At 59.9% G+C, this 15,528-nt stretch carries 12 protein-coding genes; 9 read left to right on the forward strand and 3 right to left on the reverse strand.

Features of this window, described 5'->3' with window-relative positions:
• Nucleotides 1-283 precede the first annotated feature (283 nt).
• Entirely contained in the window at nt 284-499 is a 216-nt protein-coding gene (rmf, locus tag AC07UI_RS10240) for a ribosome modulation factor (RefSeq protein ID WP_003223300.1), read from the forward strand.
• Nucleotides 500-669: 170 nt separating this feature from the next.
• Here the strand turns inward: rmf and AC07UI_RS10245 are convergent, their stop codons facing one another.
• On the reverse strand, nt 670-1,689 hold the full coding sequence (locus tag AC07UI_RS10245) for a quinone-dependent dihydroorotate dehydrogenase (RefSeq protein ID WP_494992378.1): 1,020 nt from the start codon (nt 1,687-1,689) through the stop codon (nt 670-672).
• 233 nt (nt 1,690-1,922) lie between these two features.
• Between AC07UI_RS10245 and AC07UI_RS10250 the strand changes: the two genes are divergently transcribed.
• From AC07UI_RS10250 to cobA, 8 genes are all read left to right on the forward strand, one after another.
• Complete coding sequence (locus tag AC07UI_RS10250; RefSeq protein WP_494992379.1) at nt 1,923-3,134, forward strand: CmpA/NrtA family ABC transporter substrate-binding protein; 1,212 nt, start codon at nt 1,923-1,925, stop codon at nt 3,132-3,134.
• Nucleotides 3,135-3,149: 15 nt separating this feature from the next.
• The gene (locus AC07UI_RS10255; protein ID WP_494992380.1) at nt 3,150-3,725 is read left to right on the forward strand and encodes an ANTAR domain-containing response regulator; all 576 of its coding nucleotides are present in this window, start codon (nt 3,150-3,152) and stop codon (nt 3,723-3,725) included.
• Between the two features lie 343 nt (nt 3,726-4,068).
• Nucleotides 4,069-5,280, forward strand: a complete 1,212-nt coding sequence (locus AC07UI_RS10260) for a nitrate/nitrite transporter (RefSeq protein WP_494992381.1) — start codon at nt 4,069-4,071, stop codon at nt 5,278-5,280.
• Between the two features lie 7 nt (nt 5,281-5,287).
• Nucleotides 5,288-6,958, forward strand: coding sequence for a bifunctional protein-serine/threonine kinase/phosphatase (locus AC07UI_RS10265; RefSeq protein WP_494992382.1), 1,671 nt, complete (start codon nt 5,288-5,290; stop codon nt 6,956-6,958).
• 466 nt (nt 6,959-7,424) lie between these two features.
• Nucleotides 7,425-9,878: a nitrite reductase large subunit NirB gene (gene nirB, locus AC07UI_RS10270; RefSeq protein ID WP_494992383.1), complete on the forward strand. Its 2,454-nt coding sequence runs from the start codon at nt 7,425-7,427 to the stop codon at nt 9,876-9,878.
• Nucleotides 9,875-10,192: a nitrite reductase small subunit NirD gene (gene nirD, locus AC07UI_RS10275; protein WP_494992384.1), complete on the forward strand. Its 318-nt coding sequence runs from the start codon at nt 9,875-9,877 to the stop codon at nt 10,190-10,192. The genes nirB and nirD overlap by 4 nt, the downstream gene beginning before the upstream one ends.
• Entirely contained in the window at nt 10,192-12,909 is a 2,718-nt protein-coding gene (locus tag AC07UI_RS10280; RefSeq protein ID WP_494992385.1) for a nitrate reductase, read from the forward strand. The genes nirD and AC07UI_RS10280 overlap by 1 nt, the downstream gene beginning before the upstream one ends.
• Before the next feature lie 10 nt (nt 12,910-12,919).
• On the forward strand, nt 12,920-13,678 hold the full coding sequence (gene cobA, locus AC07UI_RS10285; protein ID WP_494992386.1) for a uroporphyrinogen-III C-methyltransferase: 759 nt from the start codon (nt 12,920-12,922) through the stop codon (nt 13,676-13,678).
• A 129-nt stretch (nt 13,679-13,807) separates the two neighbouring features.
• On the opposite strand, the gene AC07UI_RS10290 is transcribed toward cobA, so the two are convergent.
• Together AC07UI_RS10290 and sigX are read right to left on the reverse strand one after the other, a co-directional pair.
• Nucleotides 13,808-14,782, reverse strand: coding sequence for an OmpA family protein (locus tag AC07UI_RS10290; protein WP_494992387.1), 975 nt, complete (start codon nt 14,780-14,782; stop codon nt 13,808-13,810).
• Between the two features lie 107 nt (nt 14,783-14,889).
• Complete coding sequence (gene sigX, locus AC07UI_RS10295; protein WP_494992388.1) at nt 14,890-15,480, reverse strand: RNA polymerase sigma factor SigX; 591 nt, start codon at nt 15,478-15,480, stop codon at nt 14,890-14,892.
• Between the last annotated feature and the right edge of the window lie 48 nt (nt 15,481-15,528).

A 15,528-nucleotide genomic window follows, 5' to 3' on the forward strand; every position in this document is an offset into this window, starting at 1 on the left:
CGAATCTGGCAGGAGGCTGATCATAGCGGGCTTTGCTCAAAAAACAGGTCGCGAAACCCGTCCAGCTTATCGCCTTAACATCATTATCGTTACGTCCTTATGACAAAACGATCATTCCCTCGATGTGACGCATTGGTTAGAACTCAATACAGGTTGACGCCGCAATGACGTCAACACCTTGGCTCGCGACGCCGGCAGCGAGCCACCAACGGCAGAGACTTTCTGCCCGGCCTCGATTGAGGCCGACAGGACATTACACAGTCAACATTGAGGGAAACACCCTATGAGAAGACTTAAGCGTGATCCGTTGGAAAGAGCATTTTTACGCGGATATCAATATGGCGTTGGTGGCAAATCCCGTGAGCTTTGCCCATTTACTCTACCGTCAGTACGCCAAGCGTGGATCAATGGCTGGCGAGAAGGACGCGGCGACAACTGGGACGGTATGACTGGCACTGCGGGGATCCACAGACTCAACGAACTTCACGCCGTCGGCTGAACAGGGCACACATTCCGACACCAACACCTGATTACGCAACGACTTAACCACGCACGTCCCATCCGGACGGCGGGCTTCGGCCCAGGGGCTCCTTCACGGAGCCCTTTTTTATGCCTGAAAAAATCACCTTTGTGGCCGGGGGGCTTGCCCCTCGCCACAATGGACCGCCCTTACCGCAATGCCGCGATCGCATCCACCGACTGGCGAATCAACGCCGGGCCCTTGTAGATAAAGCCCGAATACAACTGCACCAGGCTCGCGCCAGCGGCGATTTTCTCAGCCGCGTGCTGGCCTTCGGTGATACCGCCCACAGCGATGATCGGCAAGCGACCGGCCAATTCGCCGGCCAGCACCTTGACGGTGTGGGTGCTCTTGTCGCGAACCGGCGCGCCCGACAGACCGCCTGCCTCGTTGCCATGCTCCATGCCTTCGACGCCGACGCGGCTGAGGGTGGTGTTGGTAGCGATCACCGCATCCATCCCCGTCTCGATCAATGCTTGCGCGACCTGTACGGTTTCTTCATCGGTCATGTCCGGGGCTATCTTGATCGCCAGTGGTACACGCTTGCCGTGACGCTGCGTCAGGTCTTCCTGGCGTTGACGCAGCGCTTCGAGCAACTGCTTGAGCGAATCGCCGAATTGCAGGCTGCGCAGGCCTGGAGTGTTCGGTGAGCTGACGTTGACCGTTACATAGCTGGCATGGGCGTACACCTTGTCCAGACAGATCAGGTAATCATCGACCGCACGCTCGACCGGTGTGTCGAAATTCTTGCCGATATTGATACCCAGAATGCCTTTGTACCTGGCCGCTGCCACCCGTGCCAGCAAGTAATCGACGCCGAGGTTGTTGAACCCCATACGGTTGATGATCGCCTCAGCTTGCGGCAAACGGAAAATCCGTGGTTTCGGATTACCCGGTTGTGGACGTGGGGTGATGGTGCCGATCTCGACAAAGCCGAAGCCCAGCTGGGCAAAACCATCAATGGCCGCGCCATTCTTGTCCAGGCCCGCTGCCAGACCGACCGGATTGGGGAAATCCAGCCCCATGACATTCACCGGCAGTTGCAAAGGCGCCTTGCACAGCAAGCCATTGAGACCCAAACGCCCGCCCGCACCGATCAGGTCCAGGGACAGATCGTGGGAGGTTTCCGGGGAGAGTTTGAACAATAGCTGGCGGGCCAGGGTATACATGGGCGGGCTTGACTCGGTTGGCGGCGAAATGAGGCGGCGATTATAGCCGGGCAACGGTGCCGCAAGCGAGGCACGCGATGAAATCAATGGAGAGTGGCATATGCCTTGCACCATCGATTGCATCAGCTCTCATGCCAACAGCGGGATGAGTCGAAGGACAACGGCGTCGTCACCCGGCTTTGCTTTGGCAAGGGACCTGGGTACGACGCTTTTTTATGGAAGGTGCACACCTGATGAATGAGTTTCCAGCCAATCCACTGGCCTGGGTCAATGGCAGCGATGCCCCGGAAAAGAGTGCGATCAATCTGGGCTTCATGGCCCTGAGCGATTGCGCCTCGGTGGTGGTCGCCGCCACCCAGGGCTTCGCCCAGCCCTATGGGCTGACCTTGAACCTCAAGCGCCAGTCATCCTGGGCCAACCTGCGGGACAAACTGGTCAGCGGCGAGCTGGATGCCGCTCACAGCCTGTATGGCTTGATCTACGCCGTGCACCTGGGCATCGGCGGCATCGCGGCCAGCGACATGGCGGTGCTCATGGGTCTGAACCAGAACGGTCAAAGCATCAATCTGTCCCACGGCCTGCAAGCCCTTGGCGTGACCAGTCCTGAAGCGCTTCACCTGCACGTGCACCAAAGTCGCGCAAAGCTGACCTTCGCCCAGACGTTCCCCACCGGCACCCACGCCATGTGGCTCTATTACTGGCTCGCCAGCCAAGGCATCCATCCGCTGCAGGATGTCGACAGCGTGGTGGTGCCGCCGCCGCAAATGGTCGCGCATTTGCAGGCCGGGCGCATCGACGGCTTTTGTGTCGGCGAGCCGTGGAGCGCCAGTGCAGTGAAGCAGGATCTGGGGTTCACCATGGCCACCAGCCAAACCATCTGGCCCGATCACCCGGAGAAAGTGCTGGGCTGCACCCGCGCATTTGTCGAACAGTACCCCAACACCGCCCGCGCACTGGTCATGGCGATCCTCGAAGCCAGTCGCTTTATCGAACAGAGCACCGAGAACCGTCAAAGCACCGCGCAACTGTTGAGCGGTCGAGAATATCTGGACACGCCCGTAGACTGCATCCAGCCACGCTTGCTCGGCGACTATGCCGATGGCCTCGGCAATCGCTGGCAAGACCCCCATGCACTGCGCTTCCACGGCGCGGGCGAGGTCAACCTGCCATACTTTACAGATGGAATGTGGTTCATGACCCAATTCCGCCGCTGGGGCTTGTTGCGTGACGACCCGGATTACCTCGGCGTCGCTCGCCAGGTTCAGCAACTGGACCTGTACCGCGAGGCGGCCACCGCAGTAGGCGTGAGCCACTCTGGGGAGGCAATGCGCAGCAGCCAATTGATCGACGGCAAGATCTGGGACGGTTCGGACCCGGCCGGTTATGCCCGCAGCTTCACCCTGCACGCCATGAACGCCCCCTCCGCCCTTCTTGCCAGCCGCTGACAGGAGCCTGCGAACATGTTGCGTATCCTGCTGATCAACGACACTGCAAAAAAAGTCGGACGGCTCAAAGCCGCCCTGACCGAGGCCGGGTTTGAAGTTATCGATGAATCCGGCCTGACCATCGACCTGCCGGCGCGCGTCGAAACGGTGCGCCCGGATGTGATTTTGATCGATACCGAGTCACCGAGCCGCGATGTGATGGAACAAGTGGTACTGGTCAGCCGCGACCAGCCACGGCCAATCGTGATGTTTACCGATGAACATGACCCGGACGTGATGCGTCAGGCGATCAAGTCCGGGGTCAGTGCCTACATCGTCGAAGGTATCCTCGCCTCGCGCCTGCAACCGATCCTCGACGTGGCCATGGCCCGCTTTGAAAGCGACCAGGCCTTGCGCGCGCAGCTACTGGCCCGCGACCAGCAACTGGCCGAGCGCAAGCGCATCGAACTGGCCAAGGGCTTACTGATGAAGATGAAGGACTGCAAGGAAGAAGAGGCCTACACCCTGATGCGCCGCCAGGCCATGAGCCGCCAACAGAAGCTGATTCAGGTGGCTGAGCAGATCATCGCCATGAGCGAGTTGCTGGGCTAACAGGATCGCCCCCACGCTCTGCGTGGTAGCGCACGCCCTGGACGCTCCGCGTCCGTATCAGGCTGTGACGCGGAGCGTCACGGGATGCATTCCCACGCAGAGCGTGGGAACGATCATCTTGATCCTGGCGCGGCTCTTGCTAGGTAATCCATACAGGTAACCAACGGCGGTTGCCCCACCTACGACAAAGACGTCGCACACCCTACTCGCCCACGCAGCGAATCGGGTTGCGGCGTTTTTTTCGTTTTTGGCCCCACAGCCCGGGGCCGGTGGTGCGGCCGTTATGGGCCCCCACCTGAAAGCTCATGACTCCTTTCGAGACTCTTCACAGCTGAGGTGCGCGATGAATTCAAGCTTCTGGAAATCCGGCCATACCCCGACATTGTTCTCGGCCTTCCTCTATTTTGACCTGAGCTTCATGGTCTGGTACCTGCTCGGCCCTTTGGCGGTGCAAATCGCTGCCGACCTGCAACTGACTACCCAGCAACGCGGGCTGGTGGTCGCCACGCCGATTCTGGCCGGTGCGTTTCTGCGCTTTGTAATGGGCTTGCTGGCGGATCGCCTGTCACCGAAAACCGCCGGGCTGATCGGCCAGGTCATCGTGATCTGCGCGCTGTTCGGCGCCTGGAAGCTGGGCATTCACAGCTACGAACAGGCACTGGTGCTTGGCCTGTTTCTCGGTATGGCCGGCGCCTCGTTCGCCGTCGCTCTGCCCCTGGCCTCCCAGTGGTATCCACCGCAGCATCAAGGCAAGGCCATGGGCATTGCCGGTGCGGGCAACTCCGGTACGGTGTTCGCGGCGTTGATCGCCCCGATGCTGGCGGCGGCGTTTGGCTGGAGCAATGTGTTCGGTTTTGCGCTGATCCCCCTGGCCCTGACCCTGATCGTCTTTGCCTGGCTGGCGAAAAATGCCCCGGAGCGGCCAAAAACAAAATCCATGGCTGACTACTTCAAGGCTCTGGGCGACCGCGATAGCTGGTGGTTCATGTTTTTCTACTGCGTGACCTTCGGTGGCTTTATCGGTCTGGCCAGCGCGCTGCCCGGCTACTTCAACGACCAGTACGGCCTGAGTCCGGTCACCGCTGGCTACTACACCGCCGCCTGCGTATTCGGTGGCAGCCTGATGCGCCCGTTGGGTGGCGCCCTGGCGGATCGCTTCGGTGGCATTCGCACCTTGCTCGGCATGTACACCGTGGCGGCAATCTGCATGACTGTGGTGGGTTTCAATCTGCCGAGCTCCTACGCCGCCCTCGCCCTGTTCGTCTGCACCATGCTCGGTCTTGGTGCCGGTAATGGCGCGGTCTTCCAATTGGTACCGCAGCGTTTTCGCCGGGAGATCGGCGTGATGACCGGCCTGATCGGCATGGCTGGCGGCATTGGCGGCTTTGCCCTCGCCGCAGGCATGGGGGCGATCAAGCAGAGCACCGGCAGCTATCAGCTTGCGCTATGGTTATTCGCCAGCCTCGGTGTGTTGGCCTGGTTCGGTCTGCACGGGGTCAAACGCCGCTGGAGAACCACTTGGGGTTCGGCAGCCGTGACCGCGGCAAGGGTCTGACACATCAATGAGCCTGCAACTGAGCTTCGCCCAAGCCAGCGCCATCGGCCCACGCGATGAAAATCAGGACGCCTTGCGTCTGGTCACACCGACCCCGGCGCTGGCGGCCAGCAAGGGCAATCTGTTCGCCATCGCAGACGGCGTCAGCCAGTGCGCCGACGGTGGCCTCGCCGCTCGTTCGACCTTGCAGGCATTGGCGCTGGACTACTACGCCACACCGGAAACCTGGGGCGTGGCGCAAGCCCTCGATCGGTTGCTGCTGGCACAGAATCGCTGGCTGCAAGCCAACGGTGGCGGGCAGCCATTGCTCACCACCGTCAGCGCACTGGTGCTGCGTGGCCGGCGCTTTACCCTGGCCCATGTCGGCGATTGCCGGGTCTATCGCTGGTACGCCGAGGGGTTGCAGCGCATCACGGACGATCATGTCTGGGAACAACCGGGCATGCAGCATGTACTCAAGCGTGCATTGGGTCTGGATCAACATCTGGTGCTGGACTTTCTCGACGGTGAACTGCGTCAGGGCGAGAGCTTCGTGCTGCTCAGCGACGGCATCTGGGCGGTTCTTGGTGACACGGCGATCACCTCGATCCTGCGTGACCAGCCCGACCTCGATAGCGCCGCGCAGACGCTGGTCAACGCCGCGCATCTGGCAGGCAGTCAGGATAATGCCAGCGCGTTACTGGTGCGGGTCGACGCCCTTGGTGAGGCGACCATCGGTGATGCGCTGATCCATTTACAGCAATGGCCGTTACCGCCCCCCTTGAAACCAGGTCAGTCGTTCGAAGGCTGGCAAGTCGAGACACTGCTCGGGCAGAGCCAGCAGTCCCTGCTCTATCGCGTTCGCGACGCCCAGCAGCAACCCTGGCTGCTGAAAACCTTGCCAGCCCACTTGCATGACGATAACCAGGCCGGGCAAGGCCTGCTGTCTGAAGAGTGGTTTCTGCGGCGGGTCGCCGGTCGACACTTCCCCGAAGTGCATGCCGCCAGTCAGCGTCAGCATTTGTATTACGTGATGCGCGAGTACCCAGGCGCGACGCTGGCCGAACTGTTCGCACAAAACGGCCCGCTGCCATTGGCTCAATGGCAGGAACTGGCCGAGCGCCTGCTGCGGGCGGTGGGCATGCTGCATCGGCGGCAGATCCTGCACCGGGATATCAAACCGGAAAACCTGCTGCTGGGTGAAGACGGCGAATTGCGCCTGCTGGATTTTGGTTTGGCCTATTGCCCTGGCCTCTCGGAGGACCAGGCACACCTGCTTCCGGGAACGCCAAGTTACATCGCCCCGGAAGCCTTCAATGGCGACGCACCCACGGCGCAACAGGATCTGTATGCGGTGGGCGTGACTCTGTATTTCCTGCTGACGGGCCAATATCCCTATGGGGAAATAGAAGCCTTTCAACGACCGCGCTTCGGGATGCCAGTCAGCGCCAACCGCTATCGGCCGGACCTGCCGGACTGGCTGGAGCAAAGCCTGGAGCGCTCGGTTTCAGTCAATCCTGCTCAACGCTTTGAAACAGCGGAGGAATGGTTGCTGCTATTGGAACAGGGCGAACGCCGCAGCTTGAACGTTCGACCCAGGCCGCTGCTGGAGCGAGAGCCGCTGAAGGTTTGGCGGACCTTGGCGCTGGTGTCGTTGCTGATCAATCTGGTGCTGCTGTATTGGGTGTTTCACGGCTGACGATCTGTTTGCGTAGCAGCTGGCGAAGCCTGCGTTCGGCTCGGTCCGTGCTCGGGCGCAGCAGTCGCAATTCATACAACCAACCCATGGCCAAAAATGCGGTACGCCCATTTACGACTGCTTCGCAGCCGAACGCAGCCTTCGGCAGCTGCTACAGGGATTTGCGCTCCACTAGTGTGCGCAGCGCCTTGAATCGGTGCATAAAACTCAAGCCAAACGCCAAATCATGGCTCAAAGCCCAATAAAACCACGCTCCGTACAACTTGGCACAACCGCTGCATTAGCTCCTGCAACAGACATAAAGCCCAGCCTTCAACGATGAAGGTTGCGCTTCCCGAGAGAACGGGATCAGGACAAAGGCGTCCTCGCTAGGTAACTAGCGGGACGCCTTTTTTTGTTTGCGCAAAATTTGTCGAGCCAGCCCGACCGCCCTGATGAGGCAGGCCTGAGCTCCCCGGAGATTTTTATGAAAAAACTCAAACTGGTGATGATCGGCAACGGCATGGCCGGGGTTCGCACCCTGGAAGAGCTGCTCAAGCTGAGTAACGAGCTGTACGACATCACGGTCTTCGGCGCCGAACCCCATACCAACTACAACCGCATTCTGCTGTCGCCAGTGCTCGCCGGTGAGCAGACGTTCGAAGAGATCGTGCTCAACGATTTGAGTTGGTACCTGGAAAACAACATCAAGTTGCTGCTCAACCGCAAAGTGGTGCAGATCGACCGGGTCAAACGCCGGGTGATCGCCGAGGACGGCACCGAAGCCGAATACGACCGCCTGCTGATCGCCACTGGCTCGACGCCGTTCATTCTGCCGATTCCTGGCAATACCTTGCAGGGCGTGATCGGCTACCGCGACATCGCCGACACCCAGGCCATGATCGACACCGCCAAGACCCACAAACACGCGGTGGTCATCGGCGGCGGCCTGCTGGGCCTTGAAGCCGCCAACGGCCTGATGCTGCGCGGCATGCACGTGACCGTGGTGCACATCGGCGAATGGCTGCTGGAGCGGCAATTGGACAAAACCAGCGGCGAGCTGCTGCAAAGCGCCCTGGAAAGCCGTGGTCTGAACTTTCGTCTGTGCGAACAGACCCAGGCCTTGCACGACGCCGGCAACGGTCGGGTCGGCTCGGTGCAGTTCAAGAACGGTGACGTGATTCCTGCCGACCTGGTGGTAATGGCCGCCGGTATTCGGCCGAACACCGAACTCGCGGAAAAATCCGGCATTCCCTGCAATCGCGGGATCCTGGTCAACGACACGCTACAAACCTACGACCCGCGTATCTATGCCATCGGCGAATGCGCCAGCCACCGGGGCATTGCCTACGGCCTGGTCGCGCCGTTGTTCGAGCAGGCGAAAGTCTGCGCCAACCACCTCGCGCAACTGGGGTTCGCCCGCTATCAAGGTTCGGTCACCTCGACCAAGTTGAAAGTCACCGGCATCGACCTGTTCTCCGCCGGTGATTTCATGGGCGGCGAAGGCACCGAAACCATCACCCTTTCCGACCCCATCGGCGGTGTCTACAAGAAACTGGTGATCAAGGATGACGTGCTGGTCGGTGCCTGCCTGTATGGCGACACTGCCGACGGCGGCTGGTATTTCCGGCAGATCCGCGAGAACCATGGCATCAGCGAAATCCGCGACCACCTGATGTTCGGCGAAAACGCACTCGGCGACGTCGGCCACCAGGGTCAGGACAAAGCCATGAGCATGGCTGACACCGCGGAAGTCTGCGGTTGCAACGGCGTGTGCAAAGGCACCATCGTCAAAGCGATTCAGGAACACGGTCTGTTCAGCGTCGATGAGGTCAAGAAGCACACCAAGGCTGCCAGCTCCTGCGGTTCCTGCGCCGGGTTGGTAGAGCAGATCCTGATCAATACCGTCGGTGGCGCGGCCGACGTCAAACCGAAAAGCGAAAAAGCCATCTGCGGCTGTAGCGATCTCAACCACGGGCAGATCCGTCAGGCCATCCGCGAACAGCACTTGCTGACTATCGCTGGCACCATGAGCTACCTGAACTGGCGCACCCCGAACGGCTGCGCCACCTGCCGTCCGGCGCTGAACTACTACCTGATTTCCACCTGGCCAGGCGAAGCCAGAGACGATCCGCAGTCGCGCCTGATCAACGAGCGGGCCCACGCCAACATCCAGAAAGACGGCACCTATTCAGTGGTGCCACGGATGTGGGGCGGCGTGACCAACCCTGCCGAGTTACGGCGCATCGCGGATGTGGCGGACAAGTACAACGTACCAATGGTCAAGGTCACTGGCGGACAGCGCATCGACTTGCTGGGGATCAAGAAGCAAGACTTGCCGGGCGTCTGGAAAGACCTCGATATGCCATCCGGCCACGCCTACGGCAAATCCATCCGCACCGTGAAGACCTGTGTCGGCAGCGAGTTCTGCCGCTTCGGCACGCAAAACTCCACCCAACTGGGCATCGAGCTGGAGCATGACCTGTTCAACATGTGGTCACCGCACAAGGTCAAACTGGCGGTCTCCGGTTGCCCGCGCAACTGCTCGGAAGCCGGGATCAAAGACGTCGGCATCATCGGCGTGGATTCGGGCTGGGAGATGTACATCGGCGGTAACGGCGGGATTAAAACCGAGGTCGCGGAGTTCTTCGTCAAACTGAAAACCGCCGAAGAAGTGCGCGAGTACAACGGCGCTTTCCTGCAGCTTTACCGCGAAGAAGCCTTCTACCTGGAGCGCACCGTGCACTACCTGCAACGGGTCGGCATGGAGCACATCAAGAAGGCTGTGCTGGAAGACCCGCAACGGCGCAAGGCACTCAATGATCGCCTGCAATTCTCCCTGTCGTTCGAGCAGGACCCCTGGAAGGAGCGTCTGGAGCAACCGCTGCTGAAGAAGGAGTTCGACACCATCGCCGTGAAACAACTGGAGGTGCCGGCATGAACTGGCTGGATATCTGCGCACTGGAAGAAATCAACGCCCTGGGTTCACGCATCATCAACGGCCCAAAAGGCGATATCGCGATCTTTCGTACCAGTGACGATGAAGTCTTCGCCCTCGACGACCGCTGTCCGCACAAGGGTGGTCCTCTCTCTCAAGGGTTGATCTATGGCAAACGGGTCGCCTGCCCGCTGCACAACTGGCAGATCGACCTCGAAACCGGCGAAGCCCAGGCCCCGGACATTGGCTGCGCGCACCACCATCTGGCGCGCGTGGAGAATGGCCGGGTCATGCTGGCACTACGGGATGCGAGCTGATGAACCGCCAGACGACCGCCTCGACCTGCTGTTATTGCGGGGTCGGTTGCGGTGTGCTGATCGAGCATGACGGCGAGCACATTCTCGGCGTCAGCGGCGACCCGACACACCCGGCCAACTTCGGCAAACTGTGCAGCAAAGGAGCCAGTCTGCACCTGACTGGCGACCTCGCGGCACGGGCGCTGTACCCGGAACTGCGGCTGGGCAAAAGCCTGGCCCGCAGCCGCACCGATTGGGATACCGCACTGGATCACGCGGCCAATGTGTTTGCCGACACCATCACCGAACACGGCCCGGACAGCGTTGCGTTTTACATCTCCGGGCAACTGCTGACCGAGGACTACTACACCTTCAACAAGCTGGCACGAGCACTGGTCGGCACCAACAATATCGACAGCAATTCACGGCTGTGCATGTCCTCGGCGGTGGTCGGCTACAAGCGCAGCCTCGGTGCCGACGCTCCACCGTGCAGCTATGAAGACCTTGAGCTGAGCGACTGCGTGATGATCGTCGGCAGTAACATGGCCTACGCCCACCCGGTACTGTTTCGTCGACTGGAAGAAGCCAAAAGCCGCCGACCTCAGATGAAAGTCATCGTCATCGACCCTCGGCGCACCGATACCTGCGATCTCGCGGACATGCATATGGCGATTCTGCCAGGCACCGATGTCGCGCTGTTTCATGGGATTCTGCATCTGCTGCTGTGGGAAGACTGGGTCGACCGTGACTTCATCAAAGCCCACACCGAAGGCCTGGCTGAACTGAAAAACCTGGTGCGCGATTACACCCCGCAAATGGTTGCCCAACTGTGCGGGATCAGTGTCGAGCAACTGCAGCAATGCGCGGAGTGGATCGGCACCTCACCGAGCTTCCTGTCACTGTGGTGCATGGGGCTCAACCAGTCCACGGCCGGCAGCGCAAAAAACAGCGCGCTGATCAACCTGCACCTGGCCACCGGGCAAATCGGCCGGCCGGGTGCCGGACCGTTCTCCCTGACGGGTCAGCCCAACGCCATGGGCGGTCGCGAGACCGGCAGCCTGTCGAACCTGTTGCCGGGCCACCGCGAGGCCATCAACCCGGAACACCGAGCAGAAGTCGCCGCCTATTGGGGTGTCGAACGCTTGCCCGAAAGTGCCGGGCTGACAGCCATCGAGCTGTTCGAGCACCTCCAGAGCGGCAAGATCAAAGCCCTGTGGATCGCTTGCACCAACCCGGCGCAATCGCTTCCGGATCAGAATGCGGTGCGCGAAGCCTTGAAGGCGTGCCCGTTCGTGGTACTGCAGGAAGCCTTTCGCACCACCGAAACCGCGCCGTTTGCCGACCTGTTGTTGCCCGCCGCCAGCTGGGGAGAGAAGGAAGGCACGGTGACCAATTCGGAGCGGCGTATTTCCCACGTTCGCCGCGCCATTGCCGCCCCGGGAGAAGCACGGGCTGACTGGGCGATCACAGTAGACTTCGCTCAGCGCCTGGAGCAGCGCCTGCGCCCGGCACAGCCAAGCCTGTTCGCCTTCAACAATCCGGCGCAGGTATTCGATGAATACAAAGAGCTGACCCGCGACCGCGACCTCGACCTGTCCGGCATCAGCCATGCCCTGCTCGACGAAATCGGTCCACAACAGTGGCCCTTCCCCCATGGGGCACAAATCGGCACGGCGCGCTTGTACGGCGATGGCATATTCCCGACATCAAGCGGCCGGGCGAACTTCGTTGCTGATCCCTACCGCGCCGCCAAAGAGCAACGTGACGCTCGCTTCCCGTTGACCCTGATCACCGGGCGTCTGCGCGATCAATGGCACGGTATGAGCCGCACCGGCACTGCCGCACAACTGTTCGGGCATGTCAGCGAAGCCGTTTTGAGCCTGCACCCCGATGAACTGCATCGGCATCGGCTGCAATCCGGTGATCTGGTCAGCCTCAAAAGCCGTCGCGGTCACGTGATCGTTGCAGTGGGTAGCGATGACAGCGTGCGCCCGGGCCAGGCCTTCTTGCCGATGCACTGGGGCGATCGTTTCCTCAAGGGTGGCATCAATGCCGTCACGCAACCGGCGTTCGACCCCTTGTCCAAACAACCGGAGCTCAAACACAGCGGCGTACGCATCGAGCCGGTGCAGTTGCCCTGGCAGTTGTTTGCCTTGATCGAAGGCGATGTGCAGCAGCATTTCGAGGCCCTGAGACCGCTCTGCGAGGGCTTTGCCTACGTCAGCCTCAGTCTGGCCGGCCGCGAGCGTCCGGCGCTGTTGATTCGTGCCGCCAGCGCTCAGGCGCCGGATCCGCAGTTGCTCAGGGACATTGATCAACTGTTGAGGCTCAACGATGGGCCGGTATTGGCCTATGACGACCCTCGGCGCTCCATCGGTAAACGGGTCCGGATCGAGAACGGGCGAATCACGGCCATACGCCTGGCCGGTGAAACCCTGGCCCGGCATTGGTTACAAAACCTGTGGCTCGAAGGTCGCGCCGACGAGCAATTGCGTCGCTGGCTGCTGGCGCCATTGAGCGCCCCACCAGGCAACAACGCTAGCCACACCTCCAGTAGCAAAACCTTATGCAACTGCAAAAACGTCAGCGAAAGCGCGGTCTGCGCCGGCATCAGTCGCGGTCTGGATTTGAAGGGTTTGAAACAAGAACTGGGCTGCGGCACTCAATGCGGCTCCTGCGTACCGGAAATCAAGCGTCTGTTGGCTGTCACTGCCCAACCGATAGCAATCACTTCGTGAGGAATTGAACATGAGCGCAAAAGTCTGGCTGGTAGGCGCAGGTCCTGGCGATCCTGAATTGCTGACCCTCAAAGCGGTACGGGCACTGGGCGAAGCCGATGTGGTGCTGATCGATGATCTGGTGAACGAGGCCGTTCTGGTTCACTGCCCGACAGCTCGCATCATCCCGGTGGGCAAACGCGGGGGCTGTCGCTCCACGCCGCAAGAGTTCATTCATCGCTTGATGCTGCGCTATGCCCGCCAGGGTAAATGCGTGGTGCGGCTCAAGGGCGGCGATCCGTGCATTTTCGGGCGTGGCGGTGAAGAGGCACAGTGGCTCAGAGTCCATGGGGTTGAAGTCGAAATGGTCAATGGCATCACAGCAGGTCTTGCCGGTGCGACGCAATGCGATATCCCGTTGACACTGCGTGGCATCAGTCGTGGCGTGACCCTGGTGACGGCCCACACTCAGGACGATAGCAGCCTGAACTGGCAGGCCCTGGCCCAAAGCGGCACGACGCTGGTGATTTACATGGGCGTCGCCAAGCTGAGCGAAATTCGCGATCAATTGCTGGCCGGCGGCCTTGCCGCTGACACACCAGTGGCGATGATCGAAAACGCTTCGCTACCCCAGCAAAGGGAATGCCGGAGCGATCTGACAGCCATGCAGGAAGATGCCCTCGTCTTCCAGCTAAAAAGCCCGGCCATTCTGGTGATTGGCGCGGTCGCAGCACGTGAACAATCGTCAAAAGATTGCAGCCTGCGGCAGCGCCTACAGGAACGCGCTTGAGCGCATTCTCGCGCAGGAGTTGCTGAAGCCGCCGATATCTTCAATGCCATTGCAAATCTTCGCTCGACACCAAATCCAGGACAAAGAAAAGCCCGGCCTAAGCCGGGCTTTTCCGAACTACAAAGCTAATTACTTAGCGGTAGCTTCAACCTGCGCTTCTACGCGACGGTTCATAGCACGACCAGCTTCAGTTGCGTTGTCAGCAATTGGGCGGGACTTGCCATAACCAACCGAGTGAACGCGGTTAGTGTCAACACCATCCTTGACCAGGACTTGTTTAACAGCGTCGGCACGACGCTGGGACAGTTTCTGGTTGTAAGCGTCAGGACCGACGTTGTCAGTGTGACCTTCAACAACGGTGGTGGTGTTCGGGTACTGCTTCATGAAGTCAGCCAGGTTCTTCACGTCGCCGTAGCTGTTTGGCTTGACAACAGCCTTGTTGAAGTCGAACTTCACGTCCAGCTGAACACGAACTACTTCAGCAACCGGAGTTTCTGGAGCTGGCTCAGCTACTGGAGCTGCAACTGGAACTGGTGCCGGGGCAGGCTTGGAGCCGCCACCGAAGTTAACACCCAGACCGATCACAGGAGCGTAGTCCCAACGACCGTTGTCCAGCTTGTAGTCGGCTTCAACGCCGGCACGAGCGTACAGGTTGTCGGTGATGTACCACTTGGCGCCAGCGCCAGTGGTCAGGAAGGTGGACTTGTCACGACCAGTGTGGCCATCAGCAGCGACGTTGGTCATGCTGCCGTGGGAAACACCGCCTTCAACGTAAGGGCGCACTGGGCTGCCAACTGGCAGGAAGTGGTACTGGGCCTTCAGACCGAAGTGATCGCCTTTGATCTTCTGGCCGCCAGTGTTGTTGTTCGAACGAGTGTAATCGTCTTTCTCGTAAGTAGCGTTGACCGAAACGTCGTCGGTCAGGAAGTAACCGATCGAAACGCCTGGACGGCGACCGTCTTCAACGTCGTTGATGCTGTCGTTGTACTGCTTCTTGTAGAAAGCCTCACCCTCGACCGCGCCTTGGCCTTGTGCCAGAGCGCCGAACGAAGTAGCGGCAATAAGAGAACCAATGGCCAAGCCCAAGGTGTTTTTCAGTTTCATCCGTTAAATCCCCATCTGGTGATTGTAAAGCAGTCCCGCAAACCGGGGGACAACTCGGCGGCAAGTCTAACAGAACTTGCCTGCACGTAAGAGATATTTGCGCCGAACTAAGTTTCAGCAATGCCTGCAAATTTCTCACGCAATTTATCAAGAGCACGCTTGTACCGCATTTTTGTTGCGCTCAAACCCATGTGCATTATGTCTGCGATCTCCTGAAACTCCAGCTCTGCGACAAATCGTAGCACCAGAATTTCCCGATCGATCGGGTTCACGTACACCAACCAGCGATCAAGTCCACCTTTATCCTCAGGTTTCGGCATCTTCTCTTCAGATGCTTCCTCAAGGGGGTCGAGACTCAAGGCATCCATCAAGCGACGCTTTCGCCGCTCCTTGCGATACTGCGTGATGCACTCGTTGTATGTGATGCTGTACAACCATGTCTTGAACTTCGATTTGCCCTCGAAGTTCTTCAAACCGTACAACACCTTCAACATCACTTCCTGACAGACATCATCTGCATCACGATCGTTCCCTAAATAACGTGCACAAACGTTAAATAGGGTTCTCTGATAGCGCCGCATCAATTCTTCATAGGCGCGCGTTACGTGAAACAGCTCCCCGTGCGAACGCTCAACCAACTCCTCATCGGAGAGCTCTCGGGGGTCGTAGCGCATGGTTAGCGATTGGGTTTTATTCAAAACGAGTCGTGCCGACAGTCAGGTCAATGTCCGCCGCAACCCGTGTGA

Source organism: Pseudomonas sp. GW821-FHT04C07 (assembly GCF_059420325.1).